The organism is Microvirga lenta (genome assembly GCF_020532555.1).
Taxonomy (GTDB): Bacteria; Pseudomonadota; Alphaproteobacteria; order Rhizobiales; family Beijerinckiaceae; genus Microvirga; species Microvirga lenta.
The window spans coordinates 314,132-339,262 of record NZ_JAJBBR010000008.1 but is presented as its reverse complement, the minus strand read 5'-3'; the positions used below and the strand labels follow the sequence as shown (position 1 = coordinate 339,262).

Below are 25,131 nucleotides of genomic sequence, written 5' to 3'. Positions count from 1 at the left end.
GAAGGAGCGGACGATGAAGCTTTACTCGGGGCCTCTGAGCCTCTTCTCCCGCAAGGTGGAGATCGCGCTCGGCGAAAAGGCGCTTCCCTTCGAGCGCATCATGGTGCCGTTCAACCAGACGACGGGGTACAGCCCCCGGCATCCGGACGTTCTGGCGGCGAACCCGAAAGGCCAGGTGCCGGTTCTCGTCGACGGGGCCGTCACCCTCTACGATTCCACGGTGATCCTCGAATATCTCGAGGATGCCTACCCGGATCCTCCGCTCTTCCCCCATGGGCCGGCGGAGCGGGCGGCCTGCCGTCTCCTCGATCTGTTCGCGGACGAGGTCATGTTCGTTCCCCTGCGGGCGCTCATGCACCGTACGGGCCCCCGTCCCGCCGATCCGGAAAGGTGGCTGGCCGACGAGGCGGCCGCCAAGCAGGCGGAAACCGTCATGAGCCGGCATCTCGCCGAACTCGACCGCAGGCTCGGGGACAGGCCGTATCTCTGCGGAACGTTCAGCGCCGCCGACACCTCGGTGTTCATGGCGGTGCTCTTCGGGCAACGCCTCGGCGGCCCGCCGCTCGCGGAGCACCGGGCGCTGGCGGCCTGGTACGACAGGCTGAGCGACCGCCCGCCCTTCGCGAAGGCGGCGTCCGAAATCGTCGCCGCCGATCTGGAACTGTCCGCGCCGGTCGAAGGCGCCTATGGCGGCAGGACGCCCGTTTTCACAGCCCCAGCAGTGCGATGATCTCGCTCGCGCCCGCATTGGGCGAGAGGGAGCCGTCGGCGATGGCGCGCTCGATCTCCGGCACGCGCTTGCGCAGGGCGGGATCGTGGGTGAGGCGGTCGTGCAGGCGTTCGTGGACGAGGGCCCACATCCATTTGGTGTCCTGCGCCTGGCGCTTGCCGGCGAGTTCGCCGGTCGCCTCCAGGCGCTTGCGGTGATCGAGGACCTTCGTCCACAGCTCGTCGAGCCCCTGGCCCGTGAGGCCGGAGACCGTCAGGACCGGCGGCGTCCAGCTCGACGAGGCGGGGGTGAGGATGTGGAGGGCGGCCTTGTACTCGGCCGCCGCGGCCTTCGCCTTCGCGCCCGCATCGTCGGCCTTATTGACCGCGATCATGTCGGCGAGTTCGAGGATGCCCTTCTTGATGCCCTGCAGTTCGTCGCCCGCGCCGGGAAGCATCAGGACGAGGAAGAAATCAGTGAGGTCCGCCACCGCCGTCTCCGACTGCCCGACGCCGACCGTCTCCACGAGGATCACGTCGAAGCCCGCGGCCTCGCACAGGAGCATGGTCTCCCGGGTCTTCGCCGCGACGCCGCCGAGGGTGCCCGAGGAGGGGGAGGGGCGGATGAAGGCGTTGGGATCGGCGGCGAGGCGCGCCATGCGGGTCTTGTCGCCGAGGATGGCGCCGCCGGTGCGGGTGGAGCTTGGATCGACCGCCAGCACGGCGACCTTGTGACCCTGCTCGGTGAGCATGCTGCCGAGGGCGTCGATGGTGGTGGATTTGCCGACGCCCGGCACGCCGGTGATGCCCACGCGCACCGCATGGCCGGTGCGCGGCATCAGTTCCTGCAGGAGCGCGCGGGCGGTCTCCCGGTGGTCGGCGCGGCGCGACTCCATGAGCGTGATGGCGCGCGCCAAGGCGGCGCGGTCGCCGTTCGCCACGGCCTCCGCCGTCACCGCCTGTCGTCTGTGCACGCCCCCGTTCATGGGCAAAGCCTTAGCGCGTTCCGCGCGGCTTTTCATCAAGTAACGGGATTCATCCCGATCCGTCCCCAGCCGGGAATCTTGACGGCCGGGCGGCGGACATCGACGCCGGCCACGAGGCCGAGGAAATCGACCTCGACCCCCTCGATCCAGCCGAGGGTGAAGCCCGCATAGCCGCCGAGGGAGACCTGAATGCCGGTGCGGCTCGGAGTCAGGCCCACGATGTCGGTGAGGGGCTGCCAGTCCTTGCCGATGGCGGTGGGCGGAAGCGGGGCCTCCAGCTCGGGCACCTGACGCATCACATGGGCCACGAAGGTGTTGGAGTTCGGGCCGGGCCAGGCGTTGTAGGCTCCCACGGACCGGTAGGGATAGCTCGCCACCGCCTGTTGGATCTGCGGGATGAGGCGCTGCGCGGCCTCGCCTTCGATCAGGACGATGGGCTGCGGCGCGTTGCCGAACCAGCGGCCGTCCGCCACCCATCCGTTGGTGCGGACCGGGCTGCCCCAGCCGACCTTGTCGTAGCGGGTGTAGCGGGTGGCGCCTTCCTCCTTCACGACGATCCAGGTGTGATGGGCGAAGATGCCGCGCCAGCGTCCGACCCGCGCCGCATAGACGGCGACGATGGCCTGGGGCGCCTCGGAGGGCTGCGGCAGGAGCTTCGCGCTCGACCAGTCGGCGGCGCGCCAGGACGGCGCCACGTCGTCGCGCATGGCCCACCATGCGGCATGGGCGGCGAGGGGAAGCAGGAAGAGGGCGAAGATGGTCAGGAGGGCGCGGGCGAGGAGGAACATGGTTGCGAAGGTAAGTCTCGATTCCTGGGGCATCAAGGCTTCGCAGCGGCCTGCGGCGTTCCGTTCACCAAGGGTTTACCATGTTCGGAAAGGAATGCGGCGAAGCACGGCGGTTGCCTTGTGCCCGCCATCATCGGAGGTGAAACAGCTTCCCCGATTGGTCCTTTCGATTCCCGGTTCATGCCGCTTCCCACACGACGCCTTGCCCTCGTCGCTCTCGCCAGCCTGACTCTGTCCGGCTGTCTCGGCGGCGAATCCCCCCTGACCGAAGCGCCCCTGGCGCCTCGCGCCGGGCTGTCGCGCGACCCCACGCTTCTCATCGCCACCACGCGCCTGCCTGCGGGTGAGCCGCTGAAGGAACCCTGGTTCACCGGCGAGCGATCTGCGGACCTGGTCTTTGCCGAGGCGAAGATGACGCCGCCGGCCGATGGGCTGCTCGGCACGTCGGACTGGAGCATCGCCTCCGTCGGCTCGCTCGACCGCAGGAATGCCGCGCAGACCTTCGCCCAGGCGGCCCTCGGGCGCGACCTGCTTCTCTACATCCATGGCTACCGGGAGAGCTTCGAGTCCGCCGCCACCTCCACCGTTCAGCTCTCGCAGGGGATCAAGTTCCCGGGCGCGACCGGCCTCTTCACCTGGCCGTCGGCCGGCTCGACCTTCAGCTATGTGAGCGACCGCGAGAGCGCCATGTGGTCCCGCGATGCCCTGGAGGAGCTGCTGACCGCCATGGCCAAGACCCCGAGCGGCGGGCGCATCCACATCGTGGCGCACAGCATGGGCACGCTGCTGACCCTGGAGACCCTGCGGATGCTGCGCGGCTCCGGCGGCGCCAGCGCGATGGAGCGCATCGGCGCGGTGGTGCTGGCCGCCCCGGACATCGACATCGACCTCTTCGCCCGCGGCCTGGAGAAGCTGGGACCCGACGCGAAGAAGATCACCGTCATCAGCTCCACCAACGACCGCGCCCTCCAGGTCTCCGGCCGTCTCGCCGGCGGCATCGTGAGGGCGGGCGCTGCCGACCGCGAGCGCCTGGAGGCGCTGGGGGTGCGCGTGGCCGACGCGTCCGAATTCGGCGGACGCTTCATCAACATCAACCACGACCTCTTCCTGTCGAACCCGGAAGTGCAGCAGGTGGTGAAGCGCGCCATCGAGCGCGAGAAGCTCTGATGGCAGGACCTGAGCCTGCCCTTCACCTCTTCCGCCTGAGGTGGGTCCGCAAACGCTGCCCATATGGCGCGACCTCATTCCCTCCCCCTTGTGGGGAGGGTCAGGGTGGGGGTGTGAGCGCCGGACCTTCATAGGCTATCGCTCACACCCCCACCTCCACCTCCTCCCCACAAGGGGGAGGAGAGCAGGTTGGCGCTTCCGGCGTGAGTTTTCGAGCCGGGGCGAGGTCCGTGGGGAGGAGAGCAGGCTGGCGCTTCCGGCGAGCCCGAGATCAGGGAGGGGAGCCGGTCGGCGCTATCCGTGCGAGCCGATTACCGCCGCAATCCAACATCCTCGCTTCGCTGCACCTCTCCCTGAAGGGGAGGCGAGGCGGCGTCGTCAATGTGGCTGTCCCGACAGGTCGATGGCCTCGAGGATCGGGAATTCGAGGACGATCTCGTCCAGGTCGTCCGTCACCTCGATATGGCAGGCGGCCCAGTTGATCGGCTGCGCGAATTCGGTGCCCAGCAGGTTCTGCGCCATCGCCCGGGCGACCTCCCAGGCCTGGTCGGCGTCGCGCAGGTCCTGGCCCTCGGGATCGCCGAGAACGTCCTCGCCGATATGCACGTTGAAGAAGTAGCGTGGCATCCCTTCACCCTGAATGGCTCGTTCCCCGCAGGCGCGGGGGGAGGTGGATCGGCGGCCTCTGAACTGCGAGGGAATCGAGCAGGGAGTAGAGCATCGTCTCCATTTCCGCTCAACCCGGTGAAAAGTCCTGTGCGCGGCGGGTCTCCCGCGCAGGTCCCGCTTGCCCTCACGGGCGCCGGGACTAGCTTCTTCTCACAACCAAGAAGATGCGAGGAAACCATGAACCCGACCCGCCGCAACGTTCTCCTGAGCATGGCCGCCGCCTGCGCAGCCTCGATCCTGTCGCCGTGGCCCGCCATGGCGCAGGCCGATTATCCGACCCGGCCCGTCCGGGTCATCGTGCCCTACGCGGCCGGCGGCGGAACGGACTTCTTCGCCCGCCTCGTCTTCGCCGAAATCGGCAAGGATCTCGGCCAGCAATTCGTGATCGAGAACAAGGCGGGCGCCGGCACCAATATCGGAGCGGAATCGGCGGCCCGCGCCGAGCCGGACGGCTATACGCTCCTGCTCGGCGACAGCTCGACCTTCGCCACGAACCGCACCCTCTACCGCAACCTCTCCTTCGACCCCTACAAGGATTTCAGCCCGATCTCGCTCAGCGGCCGCTTCGCCCTCGTGCTGCTCGTCAACACGGACAAGCTCAAGGTGAACTCGGTCAAGGAGCTGGTCGAAGCGGCCAGGAAGGCGCCGGGATCCATCAACTACGGCACTCCGGGGCTCGGAAGCCCGTTCCATCTCGCCACGGAGCTGCTGTCCCAGCAGGCCGGGATCAAGATGACCCACGTGCCCTACAGGGGCGCCGCACCCGCCGTGCAGGATCTGGTGGCGGGCAATATCAGCATGATGTTCATCGATTTCGCGACCGCGCGGTCCCAGCTCTCAGGGCCCATCAAGGCCATCGCGGTCGCGTCGCCCGGGCCGTTCCCCGGGCTTCCGGGCGTGCCTCCGGTGGCGGCGGATTATCCCGGTTTCGAGGCCTGGGCCTGGCAGGGGATCGTGGCGCCTGCGGGAACGCCACCCCAGATCGTCGCCAAGCTCAACGAGGCCTACCGGCGCGCGGTCGGCAAGCCGGAAATCCGCGAGAAGCTCGCTGCCGCCGGGATCGACGTGCTCCAGAGCTCGCCGGAGGAGATGGCGGCCTATATGCGGGCGGAGGGCGACAAGTGGGAGCAGGTCATCAAGACGGCCGGCATCAAGTTCGAATGAGGGTGAACGATGCCGTGTGAGCGCGGCAGGTCTTGCGGCTGGGGGGAGTCCTGACCGGGTTCAGGACTCTTCGCCGACCGGCGAGGCGTGGATGCCGGCGGCGCGTTCCCGCTCACGCTCCCGTTTGAACTCGGCTCTCGCCTGCAGCAGCCCGGGGATCAGGGCGCACAGGCTGCCGCCGATCATGTAGGCCAGGAAGGCGGCGATGTAGCCGTAGGGGAAGGCCAGGTAAGCCGAAAGCGCACCTCCCACTATCCCAAAGAGAAGCATCGGGATCATCATAAACTCCGGTCGTCATTCTGAGACTTTGAGGCGGCTTCGATTTCTAAGGTCTTAACAATCCACGCTTTAACGCGTTTCATTCCCTTGCGACACCTCTATTCATAGAGGTATGCGGCCAAACCGAGCGATTTTTTGCGGCCAAATCATGTCTATGCGAAATAGTTCGCGGGCCGGGGCTTGTCCGCCCGGCCCGCCGCGCTAGCGCATCGGACCCACTTCTGGGTCCGATGCTCCGGCCTTTGAGGAGCGCCTCAGACGATGAGGAAGTCGTCGTATCCGAGCTGCGCCTTGCTCACGCCCTCGAAGGTGATCGAGCCGCCGTCGGCGAGCTTGAGAACCGCGTCCCCGGCCGCGTTGTCCGAGATCTTGCGGTAGAGGCCGGAAAAGTTCTTCTGGCCCAGGATCGCCTTGGTCACCCGGACCACGTCCCCGCCGGAAGGATCGAAGTCGAGAATGACGTCGTGGCCGGTCGGACCGCTCCTGTAGAGGAAGGTGTCGGCCCCGGCGCCGCCGGACAGAAGGTCGTTGCCCTTCCGGCCCTCCAGCGTGTCGTTGCCGCCATAGGCGAAGATGATGTCGTCGAAAGTGTTCGTCCGGTTGTCGCCCACGAGAACGTCCGGCCCCGCACCGCCCTCGAGCGTCGGAACGATGGAGGGGGCGGGGGCATCGAGAGCCCAGGCGCGGATGTAGTCGATCTGGAACTGGGAGGGGAACGGCGTCGTCCCGTCCGGCGCCCCCGGCCAGTTGCCGCCCACCGCAAGGCCGGCGAGCAGGTACATGGGCTCGTTCATGCCGGCGGGGGTCTGGATGGAGCAGACCTCGTTGCCGTCGAGATAGAAGGTGATCGTGTCGGCGGTCCACATGGTACCGTAGGTGTGGAACCCTTGCGAGAGATCGATTCCGGTCGAAACCGCCTGCGTGTCGTAGGCGTGGCCGCCGCTGGCATCGGTCCAGTGGGCGCCGGCGTAATAGGTCGAGGGATCGTGGCCGAGGAGCTCCAGCACGTCGATTTCCGGCGGCCAGTTGCCGCTCTGCGGCAGAAGCCAGAAGGCGGGCCACAGCCCCTGGCCCGCAGGCACCTGGGCGCAGATCTCGAAGTAGCCGTAGGTCTGCGAGAAGGTGCCGTGCGTGTTGATGAGGCCCGAGACGTAGGGCAGCCCGTCGGTCAGCGCCGGATCGGGGGAGACATTGGCCGTGATGGTGAGAATGCCGTCTCCCGTCTCGAAGGGATCCGCCGCGATGGCGAAGGGGTCCAGATGCGGGTTCTGCTGGACCACCGGTGTGGAGCGGTCGGCGAAGTACTGCATCTCGCCGTTGCTCGCGAGGCTGCGCCCGCCCCACCAGTATTTCGTGCCCCAGACCGAGGTGTCGAGATAGCTGCCGGTGAATTCGTCGGAGAAGGTGAGTGAATAGCCGTCGAGATTGAGCGACATGTGGAGCCCCCGTCAGTTGTCCTGCGCTCATGCCGCAGGTGGAGGCAAAGTATCTCGCGCAGGATGTTAAGACTGTGCGAGGGAGGCGGGGCTGACGAGCCGGTTTTTTCTTGAAAAGCCGGCGCGCGACGATTTGTCTAGGCAGGAAAGGCAAGAACAGGCGAGGGGCTTTACTCCGCCGCCTGCTTCGGGCCGTAGCCAAGACGGCGGTTCAGGTCCTCGATCAGGTTCGCGGCCGCATCCGCGATGACCGTGCCGGGCGGGAAGATCGCGGAGGCGCCGGCCTGAATCAGTGCGTCGAAATCCTGCGGCGGGATCACGCCGCCGACCACGATCATGATGTCCTCGCGGTCGTACTTGGCGAGTTCGGCGCGCAGCTCCGGAACGAGGGTCAGGTGACCCGCCGCGAGCGACGAGACGCCGATGACGTGGACGTCGTTCTCGATGGCCTGACGCGCGGCCTCGGCGGGCGTGGCGAAGAGCGGGCCGATATCCACGTCGAAGCCGAGATCGGCGAAGGCGGAGGCGATGACCTTCTGGCCGCGGTCGTGCCCGTCCTGGCCCATCTTGGCGACGAGGATGCGCGGGCGGCGCCCGTCGTCGTGCTCGAACTGCTCCACCAGACGGCGGACCCGCTCCAGGGCTGGCGACGCCATGCCGACCTCCCGCTTGTAGACACCGGAAATGGCTTTGATCTCGGCCCGGTGACGGCCCCAGACCTTTTCGAGGGCGTCGGAAATCTCACCCACGGTCGCCTTGGCCCACGCCGCCTTCACGGCGAGGTCGAGCAGGTTTCCTTCGCCGGATGCGGCGCCCTTCGACAGGGCCGCGAGCGCGGCGTCCACATCGGCCTGGTTGCGCTCGGCGCGCAGTTTCTTCAGCTTCTCGATCTGCTGCGCGCGCACCGCCGCGTTGTCGACCTTGAGGATGTCGATGGAGGCTTCGTCGCTCGGCTTGAAGCAGTTCACGCCGATGATCTTCTGGTGGCCGGAATCGATGCGCGCCTGCGTGCGGGCGGCGGCCTCTTCGATCTTGAGCTTCGGAATGCCCGCCTCGATGGCCTTCGCCATGCCGCCGAGCGATTCCACCTCTTGGATATGGCTCCAGGCCTTTTCGGCCAGCTCCTGCGTCAGGCGCTCCACGTAGTACGAGCCGCCCCACGGATCGATGATGCGCGTGGTGCCGCTTTCCTGCTGCAGGAAGAGCTGCGTGTTGCGGGCGATGCGGGCGGAGAAGTCGGTGGGCAGGGCCAGCGCCTCGTCGAGGGCGTTGGTGTGAAGCGACTGGGTGTGCCCCTGCGTGGCCGCCATGGCCTCGATGCAGGTGCGCGTGACGTTGTTGAACACGTCCTGCGCGGTCAGCGACCAGCCGCTCGTCTGCGAATGGGTGCGCAGCGGCAGCGACTTCTCGTTCTGCGGATTGAACTCCTTCACCAGCTTCGCCCAGAGCAGGCGCGCGGCGCGCATCTTGGCGACTTCCATGAAGAAGTTCATGCCGATGGCCCAGAAGAAGGACAGGCGCGGCGCGAACTGGTCGATGGTGAGTCCCGCCTGGATGCCGGCGCGGATGTACTCGACGCCGTCGGCGAGCGTGTAGGCGAGTTCGAGATCCTGCGTCGCGCCCGCCTCCTGCATGTGATAGCCGGAGATGGAGATCGAGTTGAATTTCGGCATGTTCGCCGAGGTATAGGCGAAGATGTCGGAGATGATGCGCATCGATCCCTTGGGTGGATAGATGTAGGTGTTGCGCACCATGAACTCTTTGAGGATGTCGTTCTGGATCGTGCCCGAGAGCTTGCTCGCCGGAACGCCCTGTTCCTCGGCGGCCACGATGTAGAGCGCCAGCACCGGCAGCACCGCGCCGTTCATGGTCATCGACACGCTCATCTGGTCGAGCGGGATGCCGGCGAACAGCGTGCGCATGTCGTAGATCGAGTCGATGGCGACCCCCGCCATGCCCACGTCGCCCGCCACGCGCGGATGGTCGGAATCGTAGCCGCGGTGGGTGGCGAGGTCGAAGGCCACCGACAGGCCCTTCTGCCCGGCGGCCAGGTTGCGGCGGTAGAAGGCGTTCGAGTCTTCCGCCGTGGAGAATCCCGCGTATTGGCGCACGGTCCAGGGCTGGTTGACGTACATGGTCGGGTAGGGGCCGCGCACATAAGGCGCGATGCCCGGATAGGTGTCCGCGAAGGCAAGGCCCACCCGGTCCTCGGGGCCGTAGGCGCCCTTGACCGCAATCCCCTCGGGCGTGAGCCAGGGCTCTGCACTCTGCGACCGCTGCGCCGCGGGCGGCGGCGCGGTTTCGGCCCAGCTGATGCTCGAGAAGTCCGGAATGCGAGTCATGGTCGAGACGGATGCCCTTGATGTACCTGAAGCAACGCGAAAGCTGCCTCATTCTAGGGCATCCGGCGCGGGGAGGCTATCGTCGCTTAGTCGCGACACCTTCCATCACGCCGGACGGCCGAGCCGTCATCCCCGCTTTTCCGCGTTCCAGTTGCCGGAGCAGGCGCGGCCGCCGGAGGTGCTCCAGGTGCCGGAGCCGGAATTGCCCGAGAGGCGGCCCCGCACGTTGGCCCGGTCCTGGCCGCGCGAGATGCTGGCGTTGACGGTGCCGTTGGGCTGGACCTGACCGCTGACGTTGAACTGCTCCGGGCCGCCGTAGCGGGCGCGGCCGTTCTCGACGATCACCTGATAGCGGTAGGCCCGGTCGCACGCGCCCTGCTCGGTGACGACCTCCACGCTCCAGGTGCCGTCGAACCGGCTCGTCTGGGCGAAGGCGGGAGCGGCGAGCAGGGAGCCCGTGACGGCCGCTGCGCCGAGCAAGGAAAGAAACCGCATCGACAACTCCATGATCTCATCCAATCGGGTGAGGGTAACGTGAGGTTCTCACAGGGGGTTCCGGCGGTGCTGCTCAGGTCATCGTGAGGCGGGAGCGACGATGGGCGCCGCATGTGTGGATGTGGCGGTGTTCAGCGCGACCTTGTTCCCTCCCCCTTGTGGGGAGGGCCAGGGTGGGGGTGTGAGCGATAGCCTATGAAGGTGTGGCGCTCACACCCCCACCTCCACCTCCTCCCCACAAGGGGGAGGAGAGCCGGTCGGTGTTTCCGGCAAGCCCGAGGTCTGTGGGGAGGAGAGCACGCGGTCGCTGTCGGAAGACGTAAAAAAGCCGCCGCATCGGGGATGCGGCGGTGCGGAAGTCTTTTGTTATTTTTGGTTGTCCTGGTCGCGGTGGTGCCGGTGTCAGGCGTTGCCGGAGCGCTTCTGCGCGTTCCAGCGGCCGGAGCAGCCGAGCATGGCGAGATTCCAGGTGCCCGAGCCGGACTTGCCGTTCAGCCGGCCCTGCGCATCGACCTTGGCGATGCTGCGGCGGATGTCGAGATTCACGTTCCCGTCGGAGCCGACCCGGCCCGAAACGGAAGCCGGCGCGTCGCCGGGGCCCTGCAGATAGCGGACGCTGCCCTCTTCGATGGCGATCGAATAGTCGTAGTTGCTGTCGCAGGTGCCGGAATCCGTCACCATCCGGACGCTCCAGGTGCCGTCGTGCCGCGCGGCCGGAGCCGCCATGGCCGTGCCGATCAGGGTCAGGCCGAGGCCCAGGGCGATGGCGGATCGTGTCGCAAAAGTCATAAACCGTGCTCCTCCCGGTTCGGGACCGGGAAGAACTCCCCGCGGTTCAGTCGCAGGCCGCTTCCAGCGCCTCGCTCAGAACCTTGAGGGTGTCGCACCCGGCATAGATGAATGTGGATACGCCTGAGCGGGTGAGCTGTTCTTCGCTTTCCCCCGGTCGGCCTGCCAGGTAGATGGGACCTGATCCGGCATCTCGCAAGGTCTCTGCGGTCTCGGATGCATGCATTACGTAAATTTCATCTGTCGAGCAGATGCACGAAAGCTTGGCTTTGCTTTCAACAAAGGCTTGCCTAAGCTTGTCTTGATCCGAAAACCCTTCGTTTGTCACGGCTTCTATTCCCGCGGCCTCGAAGAAATTCTTCGCAAACGTGGCGCGGGCGGTGAAGGCTGCCGCCGGGCCGAGATTGGCGAGGAAGACCTTCGGCCGCGCGCCGGTCCGGGCCAGATGCGCATCGGACAGGTCGCGCAGGCGCTCGAAGGGCTCGGCCGTGCGGGTGGAGGGAAGGAGCTCGATGCGAAGGGCTGCGTCCTCCTGCTCTTCGTCCCTCCGAGGCGGGGAGGCGGGCAGGGGAGACAGCACCGTCACGTCCGCCTCCCGGATGTTCGGAAACTCGCTCGTGCCGGTGATGGGCTCCCTGCGGGTCGCAACCGCCTTCTCGCGCTGCGCCCTGGTGGCGGCGATCCGCTGCTGCAGCGCTCCGCGGGCGAGGCTTTCCACGATCCCGCCTTCACGCTCGATCTCCTGGAACAGCGCCCAGGCCTTCTCGCACAGGGCATCGGTGAGCGCCTCGAAGCCGCCCGCGCCCGCGGCCGGATCCGCGACGCGCCAGAGATTGGCCTCTTCCAGCAGGATCAGCTGCGTGTTGCGCGCCACCCGGCGGGCGAAGGGGTCCGCCAGACCGAGCGCGGCCGTGAAGGGCAGGGCCGTGACCGCATCCGCGCCGCCGATGCCGGCGGAGAACGTGGCGATGGTGGTGCGCAGCATGTTGACCCAAGGGTCGCGCCGCGTGGTCATGCGCCAGGCGGTTTCCGCGTGGAGGCGGATGGGCTTCGGCGTCAGGCCGGATGCCTGCTCCACCTGCGCCCACAGGCGCCGCAGGGCCCGGAACTTCGCGATGGTCAGGAACTCGTCCGCATCCGCCACGAGCAGGAAGGCGAGGGCGTCCCGCGCCGCTTCGAGGGTGTGGCCGTTGGCCTCGAGCGCCCGCAGATCGGCGACGCCCGTGGCGAGAACGGCGGCCAGCTCCTGCGCCTCGCCGGCGCCGGCCTCGTGATAGGGCCGTCCGTCCGCCAGGAAGGCCCGTCCGGAAAAGCCCCGCTGCGCGAGGTCTCCCAGCACGGCGCCCATCCGGCGGGCGGCTTCGTCCCACGAAACGGAGAGGCGGCCCAAAGCCGCCAGGGCGCCGACGGGGTCCATGCCGAGATCGAGCGAGAGCGCGGAAAGGTCGTGGCCGCGCCGCTCCGCCAGCTCGACGAGCATTCCGGCCATCTCGCGGCCCTTGCCGCCGGCATCGAGGCGCAGGTGAATGAGGTCGAGCATCACGCCGGAGAGAGCGCGGTCGAGATCCTCGACGCTGTCGACCCTCACGCCGAAGCCGCGGGCGGCGGGGGCCTTGCGGGTGACGAGGGTCAGCGCATCCGCGCCGCCCTCGAGGTCGAGGAGGGCGAGTTCGTTCGCCTTCGCCGGTTCCGGGTGATCGACCCGCTGCGACACGCGCCAGGGGCCGCTTTCCGCCCGGACGATGCGGGAGGCGTTCTCGGCTTTCGGATAGAGCGGCTGAATCTCCAGCCCGTCATGGGTGCGGGCGACAAGCTTCTTCCTGAAGTCCGCTCCTTTCAGCACGCCCTCGACCAGCGTGAGCCACTGCTCGCGGGTGGGCGTCGGAAAGTCGGCGGCAAAGTTCAGATCGTCCATGGTCAGGCCTCGCCCGAAGCGGTCGGTGATGTTCGGGGGAGGGTATACCGGGTCGGGCGGGCCGTGGAAACGCTACCATGGTCATGATGAGCGGATGCGCCGTCCGGCTCTCCTCTCCCTTGTGGGGAGGAGTTGGAGGTGGGGGTGTGGGCGCCATCCTGGTTCCAGTCCTGCGCCGGCACCCCCACCCTGACCCTCCCCACAAGGGGGAGGGAAGATCCTGCGCCATGTCCGGAGAGAGTGTCGCCCTCCGCCCGGACTGGCAGTCCGCCTTCTCCCTGAGGGAGACGGTCGTGGCGAAAATCAGACGAACTGGGACAGGCCCGGGATCGAACCGACGATGGGGCCCATCACGTCCTCGCCCGCCTTCTCGCGGCCATAGGCGAAGAGCTCCTTGCCGAGGGGCTGCATCTGGCCCATGGAGACGCCCGCGCCCATGAGCTGGCCGCCGAGCGCCATGACGCCGCCGCCCATGGCGCCCATCATGCCCATGATGCCGCCGCCGGTGCTGTCGCCCTTGGCGTTGCTGATGGCCTCTTCCGCTCCCGGCAGGGCTGCGATGAGCTGGTTCACCTCGGTCTGCGGCCCCTCCTTCTGGAGATAGGCGAGAATGATGCCGATGGCCTTGCGGGCCACGGCGGCCTCCAGTCCCGTCTTCTGCGTTACGCGAGCGATGAGCTCTTCCATCTGATTCTCCTGCACTGGGATGGACGTGATGGTTCACATATAAACCGTTGAGCCGAAATTCCCAGAGTGGAAACTGGCAAAAGGGCGTCTAAGATCCTCGGCGATTCTGGAGAGACATGATGCTGGAAGACGGAAAGATCTTCATCGGCAAGAGCGGCAAGCCGGAGTATCTCGATCTGCGCCTCGCCAACCGGCACGGCCTGATCACCGGCGCCACGGGCACGGGCAAGACCGTATCCCTGCAGGTGCTGGCGGAGGGCTTCTCCAATGCGGGCGTTCCGGTCTTCGCCGCCGACATCAAGGGCGATCTTTCCGGCATCGCGGCGCCCGGCACGGGCAAGGAGCCTCTCGTCAAGCGCGCGCGGGAGATCGGCATCGACTACGTGCCCGACCGTTTCCCGGTGGTGTTCTGGGATCTCTTCGGCGAGCAGGGGCACCGGGTGCGCGCGACCGTGTCCGAGATGGGGCCGCTGCTGCTTTCGCGCCTGCTCGATCTCAACGACACGCAGGAGGGCGTGCTCAACATCGCCTTCCGCATCGCCGACGAGCAGGGCCTGCTGCTCCTCGACCTGAAGGACCTGCGCGCGCTGCTGCAGCTCATCTCCGAGAACGCGCAGGAACTCACCACCACCTATGGCAACGTGTCCAAGGCGAGCGTCGGCGCGATCCTGCGCCAGCTTCTCGTTCTGGAGAACCAGCAGGGCGACGAGTTCCTGGGCGAGCCGGCGCTCGACATCAAGGACCTGATGCGCACGGACCGGGACGGGCGCGGCGTGGTCAACATCCTCGCGGCCGACAAGCTCATGAACAACCCGCGCCTCTACGCCACCTTCCTGCTGTGGCTGATGTCGGAACTGTTCGAGGAACTGCCCGAGGTGGGCGACCTCGACCGGCCCAAGCTCGTCTTCTTCTTCGACGAGGCGCATCTTCTGTTCGCGGATGCTCCCAAGGCTCTGGTCGAGACGGTGGAGCGCGTCGTGCGCCTCATCCGCTCCAAGGGCGTCGGCGTCTATTTCATCACGCAGAACCCGGTGGACGTGCCCGAGACCGTGCTGGCGCAGCTCGGCAACCGAGTGCAGCACGCGCTGCGCGCCTATACGCCCCGCGAGCAGAAGGCCGTGCGCGTCGCGGCGCAGACCTTCCGCCAGAACCCCGCCTTCGACACGGAGAAGGCGATCACCGAACTCGGCGTCGGCGAGGCCCTCGTCTCGACGCTGGAGGGCAAGGGCGCGCCCTCCATGGTGGAGCGCACCCTCGTCGCGCCGCCGATGGCGCAGCTCGGGCCGGTCGATGCGCAAGAGCGCCGGCAGATCATGGCGGCGAGCCCGATGCGCGGAAAATACGATCAGGCGATCGATATCGAATCCGCCTACGAGATGCTGGCGAAGCGCGCCGAGCAGGCCTCCGTCGACGCCAAGGCGGCGGAAGGGGGCGGCGGCATTCTCGACATGATCGGCAACCTCTTCGGCACCGGCGGCCCGCAGCGCAAGGGCACGATGACGGTCGGCCAGCGCGTGACCCGCGAGGTCACCCGCACCATCGTCAACCAGACCGTCGGCAACCTCGCCGCCGAGATCGGCAAATCCATCGGCGGCCGTCACGGCAGCTCCATCGGCCGCGCCATCGTCCGCGGAACGCTGGGCGGGCTGCTGCGGCGGTAGGTCCGCCGCTCTCCCGGTCTGAAACTCGAAAAAGCCCGCCGCGGTACGTCCGCGGCGGGCTTTCCGTTGGCGTTCGAGAAGCATGTCGCGGCGCTACTCCGTGCCCATCACCAGGCCTTCGATGTCGTGCTTCTGCGTCACGGGGATGAGCTTTTCGACGACGCGGCAGACCAGGTGGTCGCGGACGGATTGCGGCAGGGCGTCGTAGTAGTCCTGCGTCACCATCATGTCGTGGAGCGCGGCATGGCCGGCGCCGGGGGCGTCGACGCCCAGCACCATCACCGGGCGGGCGATGGGCGAGGGGTGGGCCGTGCCGCGATGGACGGTCAGGGCCGAGCGGCAGGAGATGTCGCCCATCTGCGGATACTTGCGCACGCCCCGCTCGGCAAAGCGCGGCCAGAGATCCTGCGGCGGGAACATCTCGTGCTTCCACTCGCGTCCGTCGTCCCAATGGGTGCCGGGCGCGACCTCGAACGGCCCCATGTCGGGGGTCACGTCGACGCCGGTCAGGTTGAAGGCGAGCGAGGTGATGCGGTGCTGCTCGTAGGATTCGGGCGGGGAGGGGAAGTCCCGGTGCCAGGGCTGGTTCTTCGCGCCCTGGAACGGGGTGTCGAAGCCGATCTCCACGATCTCGTAGTTCGGGCCGCACACGGCCTCGCACATGGAAACGACCCAGGGATGCGTCACGAGATCCACGAAGCCGCGGAAATCCTGCGGGTGGATCTCCACATACCAGCGCCGCGGGCCGCGGCCGACGGCGCCGCCCGGCCGCTGGATCGCCTCCCAGAAGGCGGTCATCATGTCCTCGCGCATGGCCTCGGCCCATTCGCGCGAGAAGGCGCCTTTCAGGCCGGTGATGCCGTCGCGGTACAGGGTTTCGACATGCTCGGTGACGTCATAGGGCAGCTTGGCGTCCGTGGCGAATTTGGCTTGTGCCGTCATGGATGTCTCCTTCCAGGTGTTTTGTCGTTCTCGCTTCGATGTGCCGATGCAAACCACCGGCACGCATCACGTCACCGCCGGGGCCACGCGCCATGTCGGACGATCCCGTGGCCGTCGCGGCAGTTCGGCAATCCGGTCTTTCATGGCGCGGGCCGGAGCCCGCCGCCACGGTTACGCATACGCAACGCAAACTCACTGGCCGTCGAGGACGGCTCCGTAGCTCTCGGGCAGGGCCGGCACGCCCTGAACCAGGCTGCTCCACGAGAACGCACGATGGATCGGCTTCGAGGTCGGACCGCTGAAGATCCTCTCGGATGCGCGGGAGATCGCGGCGGCGATGTCCGGGCAGGGTGCGCTCACCGAGCGGCGCGGCACCAGGGGACAGTCCATCTTGAGCTGGATCGGGCGCTTGCCGCCGCCGTTGACCGCCATGTCGATGAGCGTCTCGGCCGCCCAGCGGCCCATGTCGTAGTTGGGCAGGACGCAGGTGGACAGGGCGGGGCGCGTGTAGCGGGCCATCTCCTGGTCGTCGTAGCCCATGACGGAGATCTCGCCCGGCACGTCGATGCCGAGTTCCGCCAGCGCCTCCATGGCGCCCACCGCCATCAGGTCGTTGGCGCAGAATAGGGCGGTCGGCGGCCGGTCGAGGCGCAGCAATTCGTAGGTGCGCCGATAGCCGGTGTCGGGCATCCAGTCCCCGTTGCGCACGAGCTCGGGATCGAAGGGCACGTCGGCCGTGGCGAGGGCCTGGCGATAGCCCTTGAGGCGGTCGCGGGAGGCGTCCATCCACGGCTCGCCGTTGATGAGCCCGATCCGGCGATGGCCGTGCTGCAGCAGGTATTCGGTGGCCGTGAAGGCGCCGGCCACCTCGCCGGGAACGACCGAGGGCTGCTGCCGCTGGCCGGTGTAGCAGTTGAGCAGGACGGTCGGAATGTTGTCGAGCTCCGGCGGCAGCTCGACCTTGCGGGTGAAGATCGTCGAATAGATGACGCCGATGAGCGCGGCATCGGCGGCGACCGCCCGAAGAGTGGCCGCCTCCAGCTCGCGGTTGGCGCGCGTCACGTGAACCGCGATCAGGTGGCCCGCTTCCCAGGCCGCGTCGCGCGCGCCGTCGACGCTCACCACGGGGTGTGGGCTCGTGGAGATTTCGTCCACCAGATAGGCGATGATCTTGGGCTGCGCCCCCGTATCGATGCGCCGGCTCTGCAGCCGGTAGCCGATGGCCTGCGCGGCGTCGAGGACGCGCTTGCGCGTGCTCTCGGCGATGCGCGCGCCGGACATGTTGTTGAGCACCAGCGACACGCTGGACTGGGAGACGCCCGCAAGGCGCGCCACGTCGGTCATCGTCGGACGACGTCCGCCCTGGCGAGCCTTACGCTCGCGCTTGGGATCGGTTCGGTCGCCCTGACGCATGGTCGCCTCTCAATTGCCGCCGGCAGGCCGTATCATGACTTGACTAATAAAATTAGCAAGCGTTCAATCCGGTCGGTGAGGTGACACAGAAGCACCCCCTGTCAAAACCCGGAGGAAACGTATGCTCAGAAGAACATTTCTCATGCTCGCGGCCGGTGTCGCGACGCTCGGCGTCAGCGCCGCCGCCGTCTCGGCCCAGGAACTTCCGAAGCTGAAGCAGAAGGACAAGTACAAGGTCGGCTTCGCGCAGACCGAGTCGAACAATCCCTGGCGCATCGCACAGACCGAGAGCATGAAGGCCGAGGCCGAGAAGCTCGGGCACCAGCTCGTCTACACGGATGCCGCCGGCTCCGCGGCCAAGCAGGTCGCCGACGTCAACTCGATGATCGCGCAGGGCGTCGATCTGATCTTCCTCGCCCCCCGCGAGGAGAAGCCGCTGATTCCGGCCGTGATGGCCGCCAAGCGCGCCGGCATTCCGGTGATCCTGCTCGACCGCAACGTGGACCAGAACCTCGCCAAGGCCGGCAGGGACTATGTGACCTTCATCGGCTCCGACTTCATCGAGCAGGGCAAGCGTGCCGCCGAGGCGCTCGACAAGGCCACGAACGGCAACGCCAAGATCATCCAGCTCGAGGGCACCACGGGCTCCTCGCCCGCCAACGACCGCCGCAAGGGGTTCGAGGAGTACATCAAGAACAAGCCGAACATGAAGATCGTCGCCTCGCAGTCCGGCGACTTCGCCCGCGACAAGGGCCGCCAGGTGGCCGAGACGCTGCTCCAGGCGCATCCCGACGCCACCGCGATCTACGCCCACAACGACGAAATGGCCATCGGGGCCATCTCGGCTCTCGAAGCCGCGGGCAAGAAGCCGGGGCAGGACGTGACCATCGTGTCGATCGACGGTACGCGCGATGCGCTCCAGGCCATCATCGACGGCAAGATGCTCGCGACCGTGGAGTCGAATCCCCGCTTCGGACCGAAGGCGTTCGAGACCATGGCCCGCTACGCCAAGGGCGAGCAGATCGAGCCGTGGGTCGTGGTGCCCGACCGCTTCTTCGACAAGTCGAACGCCAAGCAGCTCATCGGCGAAGCGTACTGAGTCCCGAAGGCGCCGCTCCTCCTCGCGAGGCGGCGCCTTTTTTCGGCGTGCATCGGGCTTCTCGGTTGCCCTGAAGGGTGGATGGATCGCCATGACCCCGCTTCTCTCCATGCGCGAGATCGACAAGCGCTTCGCGGGCGTGCCCGCGCTCGTCTCGGCCTCGCTCGAAGTCGGCCGGGGCGAGGTTCATGCCCTCATCGGCCAGAACGGGGCCGGCAAGTCGACGATGATCAAGATCCTCACCGGCTACTACACCAAGGATGCCGGCGAGATCCTGTTCGACGGCAGGCCCGTGGAGTTCTCGTCGCCCCAGGACGCGCAGCGTTCCGGGATCAGCACGATCTATCAGGAGATCAACCTGGTTCCCTACCGCTCGGTGACCGAGAACATCTGCCTCGGGCGCGAGCGCCGCCGCTTCGGCCTGCTCGACTGGCGCGCCATGCACGCGGAGGCCGAGGCGCTGCTGGCCCGCTTCGACATCCATATCGACGTGCGCCGCCCGCTCATGGCCTATCCGACCGCCGTGCAGCAGATGGTGGCCATCGCCCGCGCCATCGGCTTCGAGGCCAGGCTCGTGATCATGGACGAGCCGACCTCGTCCCTCGACGAGAAGGAGGTCGAGGTCCTCTTCGACGTGATCCGGCAGCTCAAGCAGGTCGGCGTGTCCGTCATCTTCGTCAGCCACAAGCTCGACGAGCTCTATGCGGTGTGCGACCGCATCACGATCATGCGCGACGGGCGCACCGTGCGCGTGGCCGAGATGAGCGAGCTGTCGAAGCTCGATCTCATCACCGCGATGCTGGGGCGCGAGCTGGACCGGGTGCTGCACGACGCGGCGGCCCATCGCGCCGCGGCGGCCTCGCAGGATGCCCTGCTGAAGGTCGCGCACCTCGCCGTCGGCCGCAAGGTGCGCGACGTGAGCTTCGATATCCGCCCCGGCGAGATCGTGGGACTCGCGGGCCTCCTCGGGTCCGGCCGCACGGAATCCGCCCGCGTGGTCTTCGGGGCCGACAGGGCCGAGGCCGGCACGGTGGATTTCGGGAGCGTCCACGAGCCGGCCGCCGAACCGGCCGAGGCCATTCGCGCCGGCATGGGGTTCCTCTCGGAGGACCGCAAGCTGGAGGGCATCATCCCCGACATGTCGGTGCGCGAGAACCTGATCCTGGCGCTCATGCCGCAGCTCGCCCGGCGCGGCATCGTCGACGATGCGCGCAGCCGCGAGATCGTGGACCGCTTCATCCAGCGCCTCGGCATCCGCTGCTCGGGGCCGGAGCAGCCGATCCGCGAATTGTCGGGCGGCAACCAGCAGAAGGTTCTGCTGGCGCGCTGGCTCTGCATGAACCCGCGCCTCCTGATCCTCGACGAGCCCACGCGCGGGATCGACGTGGGCGCCAAGGCCGAGATCCTCAACCTCGTGCGCGAGCTCGCGGGGCAGGGGCTCGGCGTCCTCATGATCTCGTCCGAGCTGGAGGAGGTGGTGGAGGCCGCAAGCCGCATCTTCGTCCTGCGGGACGGGCGCAGCGTCGCCGAGCTCACGGGCGACCAGGTCAGCGAGCAGGCCGTGATGGCCGCCATGGCGCATGGGCACGACCAGCCGGAGGAGATGGCCCATGGCTGACACGGCCACCACCCTGCCGCCTGCGCGGAGCCAGCCGAGGCTCGATCCGCGCGGCGTGCTCACGCGCTACGGCGCCTGGGTGGCCCTGGCGCTGCTCATCCTGTTCAATCTCGCCTTCACCCCGAACTTCGCCACCTGGCAGACGCTCAACGTCAACCTCACCCAGGTCTGCTCCATCGTCATCGTCGGCGTGGGCATGACCCTCGTCATCGCCACCGGCGGCATCGACCTCTCGGTCGGCTCGCTCATGGCGATCGCGGGGGCGCTCGCGCCGCTGATCTTCCTCGGCAACCTCTTTCCCCTGCCGCACCCTTACGTGGGCATCGCGCTCGCCTTCGTGGTGCCGGTCCTAGTCGCGGGGGCCTTCGGCTGGTTCAACGGCTGGCTCATCACGCGGCTTCGCATCCAGCCCATCATCGCGACCCTCGTCCTGTTCATCGCCGGGCGCGGCATCGCGCAGGTCATGACCAACGGCAATCTCCAGGTCTTCAAGGTTCCGGAGTTCCAGTATATCGGCCTCGGCCGCCTCTTCGGCCTGCCGTTCCAGGCGGTGCTGATGGTCGTGATCGTGCTGGCGGCGGCCTGGATGCTCAAGCGCACCGTGTTCGGGCGCCAGATCCTGGCGGTGGGCGGCAACGAGCGCGCGGCGCGCCTCTCCGGCATTCCGGTCGTGTCGGTGAAGCGCCGGGTCTACATGATCAGCGGCCTGCTTTCGGGCATCGCCGGGCTGATCGTGATCGCGCGCAACTCCGCGGCCGACGCCAACCTCGTCGGCCTTGGCATGGAGCTCGACGCCATCGCGGCCGTGGCGGTGGGCGGAACGCTTCTCACGGGCGGGCGCGCGACCGTCATCGGCACGCTGGTGGGCGCGCTCATCATCCAGCTCGTCCGCTACACGCTGCTCGCCAACGGCGTGCCGGATGCGGCGGCGCTCATCGCCAAGGCGGCGATCATCGTGCTGGCGGTCTGGGTCCAGCGGCAGGGCAGGAGCTGATCCATGGCGAGGCTGAACACCGCTCAACTCTTCCGGGGCGTGGGCCGCTACGGGGTGCTGCTGGCGCTTCTCGCGCTGCTCCTCTTCGGCTGGCTGCGCTACGAGAACTTCCTCGGCAGCTTCAACATCCTGACGGTGCTGCGCTACAACAGCATGTTCGCCCTGGTGGCGCTCGGCATGTGCTTCGTGATCATCACGGGCGGGATCGACCTCTCGGTGGGGTCCACGGCGGCCCTGGGCAGCGTCGTGGCGGCGCTGCTGTCGCCCTACGGCCTCCTGCCGGGACTCCTCGGCGGGCTGGCGGCGGGTCTGGCGGTGGGCCTGATCAACGCCTTCGTGATCATCCGCCTCAATGTCCTGCCCTTCATCGCGACGCTCGCGACCATGCTGGCGGCGAGCGGCTGCGCCCTGCTGCTGGCGGACAACCAGTCGGTCTCGGTGTCCTACGACACGGCCTTCATCGAGATCGGGCAGGGCGACTTCCTCGGCTTTCCCATTCCGGCCTGGATCGCGCTCGCGGCCTATCTCGCCGGTTCCCTCGTGCTCAACTTCACGGCCTTCGGCCGCACCGTGCTGGCCGTGGGCGGCAACGAGGACGCCACCCGCCTCATGGGCCTGCCGACCACCCGCGTGAAGGCCGCCGTCTACATCCTGAGCGGTGCGCTGGCGGGGCTGGCGGGGGTGATCCTCGCCGCCCAGTTCGGCGCCGGTCAGCCCATCGAGGGCGTCGGCTGGGAGCTGTTCGCCATCGCGTCCGTGGTCGTGGGCGGCACCCTGCTCACCGGCGGCGTCGGCTCCGTCGGCTCGACGCTCGCGGGCGTGCTGCTCCTCGGCCTGATCTTCAACATCCTCAATTTCGAGAACGGCCTCGGCTGGATCAGCCTGTCGGCCTATTGGCAATCGGTGATCCGCGGCGCTCTCCTGCTGCTCGTGGTGGCGATCCAGGCCCGCCTCGTGGCGCGCACGGAGGAATCCCACGCCTGAGGGGGGCTTGCAGACAGCCCGCCCGGACGGCATCCTCCGGCCATGGTTCACATCCGTCTCGCAAGTCCCGGCGACCGGGCGGCGGTCGAGGCCGTCGTCGAGGCGGCCTACGCCCCCTACATCCCGCGCATGGGCCGCAGGCCCGGACCGATGCTCGACGATTACGGGGCGCTCATCGCGGGCCGGCACGTCCATGTCCTGTGCGACGAAGGCCGCATCGCCGGAATCCTCGTTCTCATTCCGGAGGAGCACGCCATGCTCCTCGACAACATTGCCGTCGCGCCGGACGCTCAGGGACGCGGCTTCGGGGGTGCATTGATCGCCTTCGCGGAGAAATTCGCGCGGGAGCGCGGCCTGCGCACGATCCGGCTCTACACCAACGAGGCCATGACCGAGAACATCGCGCTCTACGGGAGGCTCGGCTTCGTCGAGACCCACCGCGCCGAGGAGAAGGGGTTCAGGCGCGTCTACATGACGAAGCTGCTCGACGCGCGGCCGTGAGGCCAAACTCGCACTTGCGACCCTGCCGCCCGAGGGAGTACCTCTCGGACGATCCTTCTCATCAGGCAGCCATCACACCATGTCCCAACTCGACCAAGTCCTCTCGAAGATCGATGCCGACCTCGACCAATCCCTGGAGCGGCTGTTCCAGTGGCTGAAGGTTCCGTCGATCTCCACCGATCCCGCCTACAAGGACCATTGCCGCACCGCAGGCCAGTGGCTGGTGGACGAGCTGAAGGGGATCGGCGTCGATGCGTCCTTGCGCGAGACCGGCGGCCACCCGGCCGTGGTGGGCCATGCCAACGGCCAGGAAAAGCCGCACGTGCTGTTCTACGGCCATTACGATGTGCAGCCGGTCGATCCGCTGGAACTGTGGGAAACCCCGCCCTTCGAGCCGCGGATGGTGACGCTGCCCGACGGCCGGAAGGTCATCAGCGCCCGCGGCGCCTCCGACGACAAGGGCCAGGTGCTCACCTTCGTGGAGGCGTGCCGGGCCTGGCAGGCCGTCACCGGCTCGCTGCCGCTCAACATCACCTTCCTGGTCGAGGGCGCGGAGGAGGACGGCTCCAAGTTCCTGCCCGAGTTCATCGAGGCCAACAAGGACGAGCTGAAGGCCGACGTGGCCCTCGTCTGCGACACCGGCATGTGGGACCGCTCCACGCCCGCGATCACCTCGTCCCTGCGCGGCATGGTCTACGAGGAAGTGATCGTGCGCTGCGCCGACCGCGACCTGCATTCGGGCATGTTCGGCGGCGCCGCCCGCAACCCGATCCACGTTCTGTCGAAGATCGTCGCGGCGTTCCACGACGATAACGGCCGCATCATGATCCCGGACTTCTACGAGGGCGTGCACGAGACCCCGACCCAGGTTCTGGAGCAGTGGAAGAAGCTGAACCTGACGGAGGAGGAGTTCCTCGGCCAGGTCGGCCTCAAGCACTCGGCGGGCGAGAAGGGCCGCATGCTCATCGAGCAGATCCAGTCCCGTCCCACCTGCGACGTGAACGGCATCATCGGCGGCTATACGGGCGAGGGCACCAAGACGGTGATCGCGTCGGAAGCCCGCTGCAAGGTCTCGTTCCGTCTCGTGGGCGACCAGGACCCCGAGAAGATCTCCAGGAACTTCGAGGCCTTCGTGCGCGAGCGGATCCCGGCCGACTGCTCGGTGGAGTTCATCCATCACAAGGGCTCGCGCGCGCTCGCCCTGCCGCACGATTTCCCGGCGCTCACCGCCGCCAAGGCGGCCCTGCACGACGAGTGGAAGGCCGATCCCATCGTGATCGGCATGGGCGGCTCGATTCCCGTGGGCGGCGACTTCAAGCGCACGCTCGGCCTCGACACCCTGTTCGTCGGCTTCGGCCTCGACGACGACCGCATCCACTCGCCGAACGAGAAATACGACCTCACGAGCTTCCACAAGGGCACGCGCTCCTGGGCGCGCATCCTGGCGGCTCTGGCGAAGTAACGGCAAGGGCGCACGGCGGCCCTAGCGCGACGGTCTTCCCTCCCCCTTGTGGGGAGGGCCAGGGTGGGGGTGTGAGCGATAGCCTATGACGGTGTGGCGCCCACACCTCCACCTCCTCCCACAAGGGGGAGGAGAGCAGGTCGGCGCCATCCGCATGAGCCTTCGAACCGGCCGAAGCTTGTGGGGGAGGAGAGCCGGTCGGCGCTTCCGGCGCGAGCCTCTGCCCACAATGGGGCAGGGATCGATCTCAGAGGAGCTTCTCGAGCGAGGAAACCACCGCCCGAGGGGCGAATTCCGTGTATTCGTCCGGCAGCCCGAAGCGGTTGATCCAGACCGGCGTGAGCCCGAAGGCGGCGGCGCCTGCGATGTCCCAGCGGTTGGACGACACGAAGACCACCTCCTGCGGCGACACCGACAGGGCGTCGCAGACAAGGTCGTAGGTGCGCGGGCTCGTCTTGAACACGCCCGCGGCTTCGACGGACAGCACCGGATCGAGCAGGCCGCGCAGACCCGCCGAGGAGACGGCCGCCTGCAGCATGGCCGGGTCGCCGTTGGACAGGATGCCCGTGCCGAGGCCGCGCCCGCGCAGGGCCTCCAGGGTCCGGCGCACCTCGGGATAGGCATCGAGGCTGCGATAGGCGTCGAGCAGCAGCGGCCTCACCGTCGGGTCCACGCCCGGATGGCGGGCCAGCGCGTAATCGAGCGCCTTTTCCGTGAGCCGCCAGAACGGCTCGTAGCGTTCGGCGAGGGACAGAACCCAGGAATATTCGAGCTGCTTCGCCCGCCAGACCTCCGAAAGGCGCGCCGCATCCGGACCGACGCGGTCCGCATGGCGCGCGACGGCGGAATGAACGTCGAACAGGGTGCCGTAGGCATCGAAGACCACGGCTCGGGTTTGGGCGGGAATGATGGGACGCAGCGGCATGGGGCAAGCTTGGCATCCGGTTCCGTCCGACGCAACCGAAGATCAATCAGCCTTCGTCATGCGTTTCATCACAAGTCTTTATGACCCATGAGCCAGCCAAATGATTG

The 25,131-nt window shown here is 67.6% G+C and carries 23 protein-coding genes; 10 read left to right on the top strand and 13 right to left on the bottom strand.

Annotation, left to right across the window (positions count from 1 at the left end; all coding sequences use genetic code 11):
• Positions 1 to 13: 13 nt before the first annotated feature.
• A complete protein-coding gene (locus LGR44_RS14365) occupies positions 14 to 730 on the top strand; it encodes a glutathione S-transferase family protein (protein ID WP_226741383.1) in 717 nt (238 codons plus the stop codon).
• Here the strand turns inward: LGR44_RS14365 and meaB are convergent.
• Positions 708 to 1,694: a methylmalonyl Co-A mutase-associated GTPase MeaB gene (meaB, locus tag LGR44_RS14360; RefSeq protein WP_404809927.1), complete on the bottom strand. Its 987-nt coding sequence runs from the start codon at positions 1,692 to 1,694 to the stop codon at positions 708 to 710. The genes LGR44_RS14365 and meaB overlap by 23 nt on opposite strands.
• 35 nt (positions 1,695 to 1,729) lie before the next feature.
• The gene (locus tag LGR44_RS14355; protein WP_226741381.1) at positions 1,730 to 2,515 is read right to left on the bottom strand and encodes a DUF3750 domain-containing protein; all 786 of its coding nucleotides are present in this window, start codon (positions 2,513 to 2,515) and stop codon (positions 1,730 to 1,732) included.
• 147 nt (positions 2,516 to 2,662) lie between these two features.
• Here LGR44_RS14355 and LGR44_RS14350 point away from each other — a divergent pair, with 147 nt between their 5' ends.
• On the top strand, positions 2,663 to 3,649 hold the full coding sequence (locus tag LGR44_RS14350; RefSeq protein WP_226741380.1) for an alpha/beta hydrolase: 987 nt from the start codon (positions 2,663 to 2,665) through the stop codon (positions 3,647 to 3,649).
• 378 nt (positions 3,650 to 4,027) lie between these two features.
• On the opposite strand, the gene LGR44_RS14345 is transcribed toward LGR44_RS14350, so the two are convergent.
• Positions 4,028 to 4,276 carry a DUF6894 family protein gene (locus LGR44_RS14345; protein ID WP_226741379.1) on the bottom strand — a complete coding sequence of 83 codons (249 nt, stop codon included), beginning with the start codon at positions 4,274 to 4,276 and terminating at the stop codon, positions 4,028 to 4,030.
• Between the two features lie 219 nt (positions 4,277 to 4,495).
• Between LGR44_RS14345 and LGR44_RS14340 the strand changes: the two genes are divergently transcribed.
• Positions 4,496 to 5,482 carry a Bug family tripartite tricarboxylate transporter substrate binding protein gene (locus LGR44_RS14340; RefSeq protein WP_226741378.1) on the top strand — a complete coding sequence of 329 codons (987 nt, stop codon included), beginning with the start codon at positions 4,496 to 4,498 and terminating at the stop codon, positions 5,480 to 5,482.
• Between the two features lie 60 nt (positions 5,483 to 5,542).
• On the opposite strand, the gene LGR44_RS14335 is transcribed toward LGR44_RS14340, so the two are convergent.
• The 7 genes from LGR44_RS14335 to LGR44_RS14305 all read right to left on the bottom strand — a co-directional run bounded on the left by LGR44_RS14335 (position 5,543) and on the right by LGR44_RS14305 (position 13,425).
• Positions 5,543 to 5,761, bottom strand: a complete 219-nt coding sequence (locus LGR44_RS14335; RefSeq protein ID WP_226741377.1) for a hypothetical protein — start codon at positions 5,759 to 5,761, stop codon at positions 5,543 to 5,545.
• A gap of 254 nt (positions 5,762 to 6,015) precedes the next feature.
• Positions 6,016 to 7,197 carry a family 16 glycosylhydrolase gene (locus LGR44_RS14330; protein ID WP_226741376.1) on the bottom strand — a complete coding sequence of 394 codons (1,182 nt, stop codon included), beginning with the start codon at positions 7,195 to 7,197 and terminating at the stop codon, positions 6,016 to 6,018.
• 170 nt (positions 7,198 to 7,367) lie between these two features.
• Positions 7,368 to 9,539: a methylmalonyl-CoA mutase gene (scpA, locus tag LGR44_RS14325; protein WP_226741375.1), complete on the bottom strand. Its 2,172-nt coding sequence runs from the start codon at positions 9,537 to 9,539 to the stop codon at positions 7,368 to 7,370.
• Between the two features lie 126 nt (positions 9,540 to 9,665).
• Positions 9,666 to 10,034, bottom strand: a complete 369-nt coding sequence (locus LGR44_RS14320) for a hypothetical protein (RefSeq protein WP_226741374.1) — start codon at positions 10,032 to 10,034, stop codon at positions 9,666 to 9,668.
• Positions 10,035 to 10,436: 402 nt separating this feature from the next.
• Entirely contained in the window at positions 10,437 to 10,823 is a 387-nt protein-coding gene (locus LGR44_RS14315; protein ID WP_226741373.1) for a hypothetical protein, read from the bottom strand.
• A gap of 46 nt (positions 10,824 to 10,869) precedes the next feature.
• Positions 10,870 to 12,738: a methylmalonyl-CoA mutase subunit beta gene (locus LGR44_RS14310; RefSeq protein WP_226741372.1), complete on the bottom strand. Its 1,869-nt coding sequence runs from the start codon at positions 12,736 to 12,738 to the stop codon at positions 10,870 to 10,872.
• Positions 12,739 to 13,041: 303 nt separating this feature from the next.
• On the bottom strand, positions 13,042 to 13,425 hold the full coding sequence (locus tag LGR44_RS14305) for a DUF2267 domain-containing protein (RefSeq protein ID WP_226741371.1): 384 nt from the start codon (positions 13,423 to 13,425) through the stop codon (positions 13,042 to 13,044).
• Between the two features lie 119 nt (positions 13,426 to 13,544).
• On the opposite strand from LGR44_RS14305, the gene LGR44_RS14300 reads away from it, so the two are divergent.
• Positions 13,545 to 15,086: a helicase HerA-like domain-containing protein gene (locus LGR44_RS14300; protein ID WP_226741370.1), complete on the top strand. Its 1,542-nt coding sequence runs from the start codon at positions 13,545 to 13,547 to the stop codon at positions 15,084 to 15,086.
• Positions 15,087 to 15,179: 93 nt separating this feature from the next.
• On the opposite strand, the gene LGR44_RS14295 is transcribed toward LGR44_RS14300, so the two are convergent.
• Entirely contained in the window at positions 15,180 to 16,028 is an 849-nt protein-coding gene (locus LGR44_RS14295) for a phytanoyl-CoA dioxygenase family protein (protein ID WP_226741369.1), read from the bottom strand.
• 192 nt (positions 16,029 to 16,220) lie between these two features.
• The gene (locus LGR44_RS14290; RefSeq protein ID WP_226741368.1) at positions 16,221 to 17,441 is read right to left on the bottom strand and encodes a LacI family DNA-binding transcriptional regulator; all 1,221 of its coding nucleotides are present in this window, start codon (positions 17,439 to 17,441) and stop codon (positions 16,221 to 16,223) included.
• Between the two features lie 121 nt (positions 17,442 to 17,562).
• Here LGR44_RS14290 and LGR44_RS14285 point away from each other — a divergent pair, with 121 nt between their 5' ends.
• The 6 genes from LGR44_RS14285 to LGR44_RS14260 all read left to right on the top strand — a co-directional run bounded on the left by LGR44_RS14285 (position 17,563) and on the right by LGR44_RS14260 (position 24,099).
• A complete protein-coding gene (locus tag LGR44_RS14285) occupies positions 17,563 to 18,540 on the top strand; it encodes an ABC transporter substrate-binding protein (RefSeq protein WP_377034501.1) in 978 nt (325 codons plus the stop codon).
• 91 nt (positions 18,541 to 18,631) lie between these two features.
• Positions 18,632 to 20,158, top strand: coding sequence for a sugar ABC transporter ATP-binding protein (locus tag LGR44_RS14280; RefSeq protein WP_226741367.1), 1,527 nt, complete (start codon positions 18,632 to 18,634; stop codon positions 20,156 to 20,158).
• Complete coding sequence (locus tag LGR44_RS14275) at positions 20,151 to 21,152, top strand: ABC transporter permease (protein ID WP_226741366.1); 1,002 nt, start codon at positions 20,151 to 20,153, stop codon at positions 21,150 to 21,152. Before LGR44_RS14280 ends, LGR44_RS14275 begins: the two co-directional genes overlap by 8 nt.
• A gap of 3 nt (positions 21,153 to 21,155) precedes the next feature.
• Positions 21,156 to 22,136, top strand: a complete 981-nt coding sequence (locus tag LGR44_RS14270) for an ABC transporter permease (RefSeq protein WP_226741365.1) — start codon at positions 21,156 to 21,158, stop codon at positions 22,134 to 22,136.
• A gap of 42 nt (positions 22,137 to 22,178) precedes the next feature.
• Complete coding sequence (locus LGR44_RS14265) at positions 22,179 to 22,637, top strand: GNAT family N-acetyltransferase (protein WP_226741364.1); 459 nt, start codon at positions 22,179 to 22,181, stop codon at positions 22,635 to 22,637.
• Positions 22,638 to 22,716: 79 nt separating this feature from the next.
• Positions 22,717 to 24,099 carry a M20/M25/M40 family metallo-hydrolase gene (locus LGR44_RS14260; protein WP_226741363.1) on the top strand — a complete coding sequence of 461 codons (1,383 nt, stop codon included), beginning with the start codon at positions 22,717 to 22,719 and terminating at the stop codon, positions 24,097 to 24,099.
• A gap of 247 nt (positions 24,100 to 24,346) precedes the next feature.
• Here LGR44_RS14260 and LGR44_RS14255 read toward each other — a convergent pair whose 3' ends face one another.
• Positions 24,347 to 25,024, bottom strand: coding sequence for a haloacid dehalogenase type II (locus tag LGR44_RS14255; RefSeq protein ID WP_226741362.1), 678 nt, complete (start codon positions 25,022 to 25,024; stop codon positions 24,347 to 24,349).
• Positions 25,025 to 25,131 lie beyond the last annotated feature (107 nt).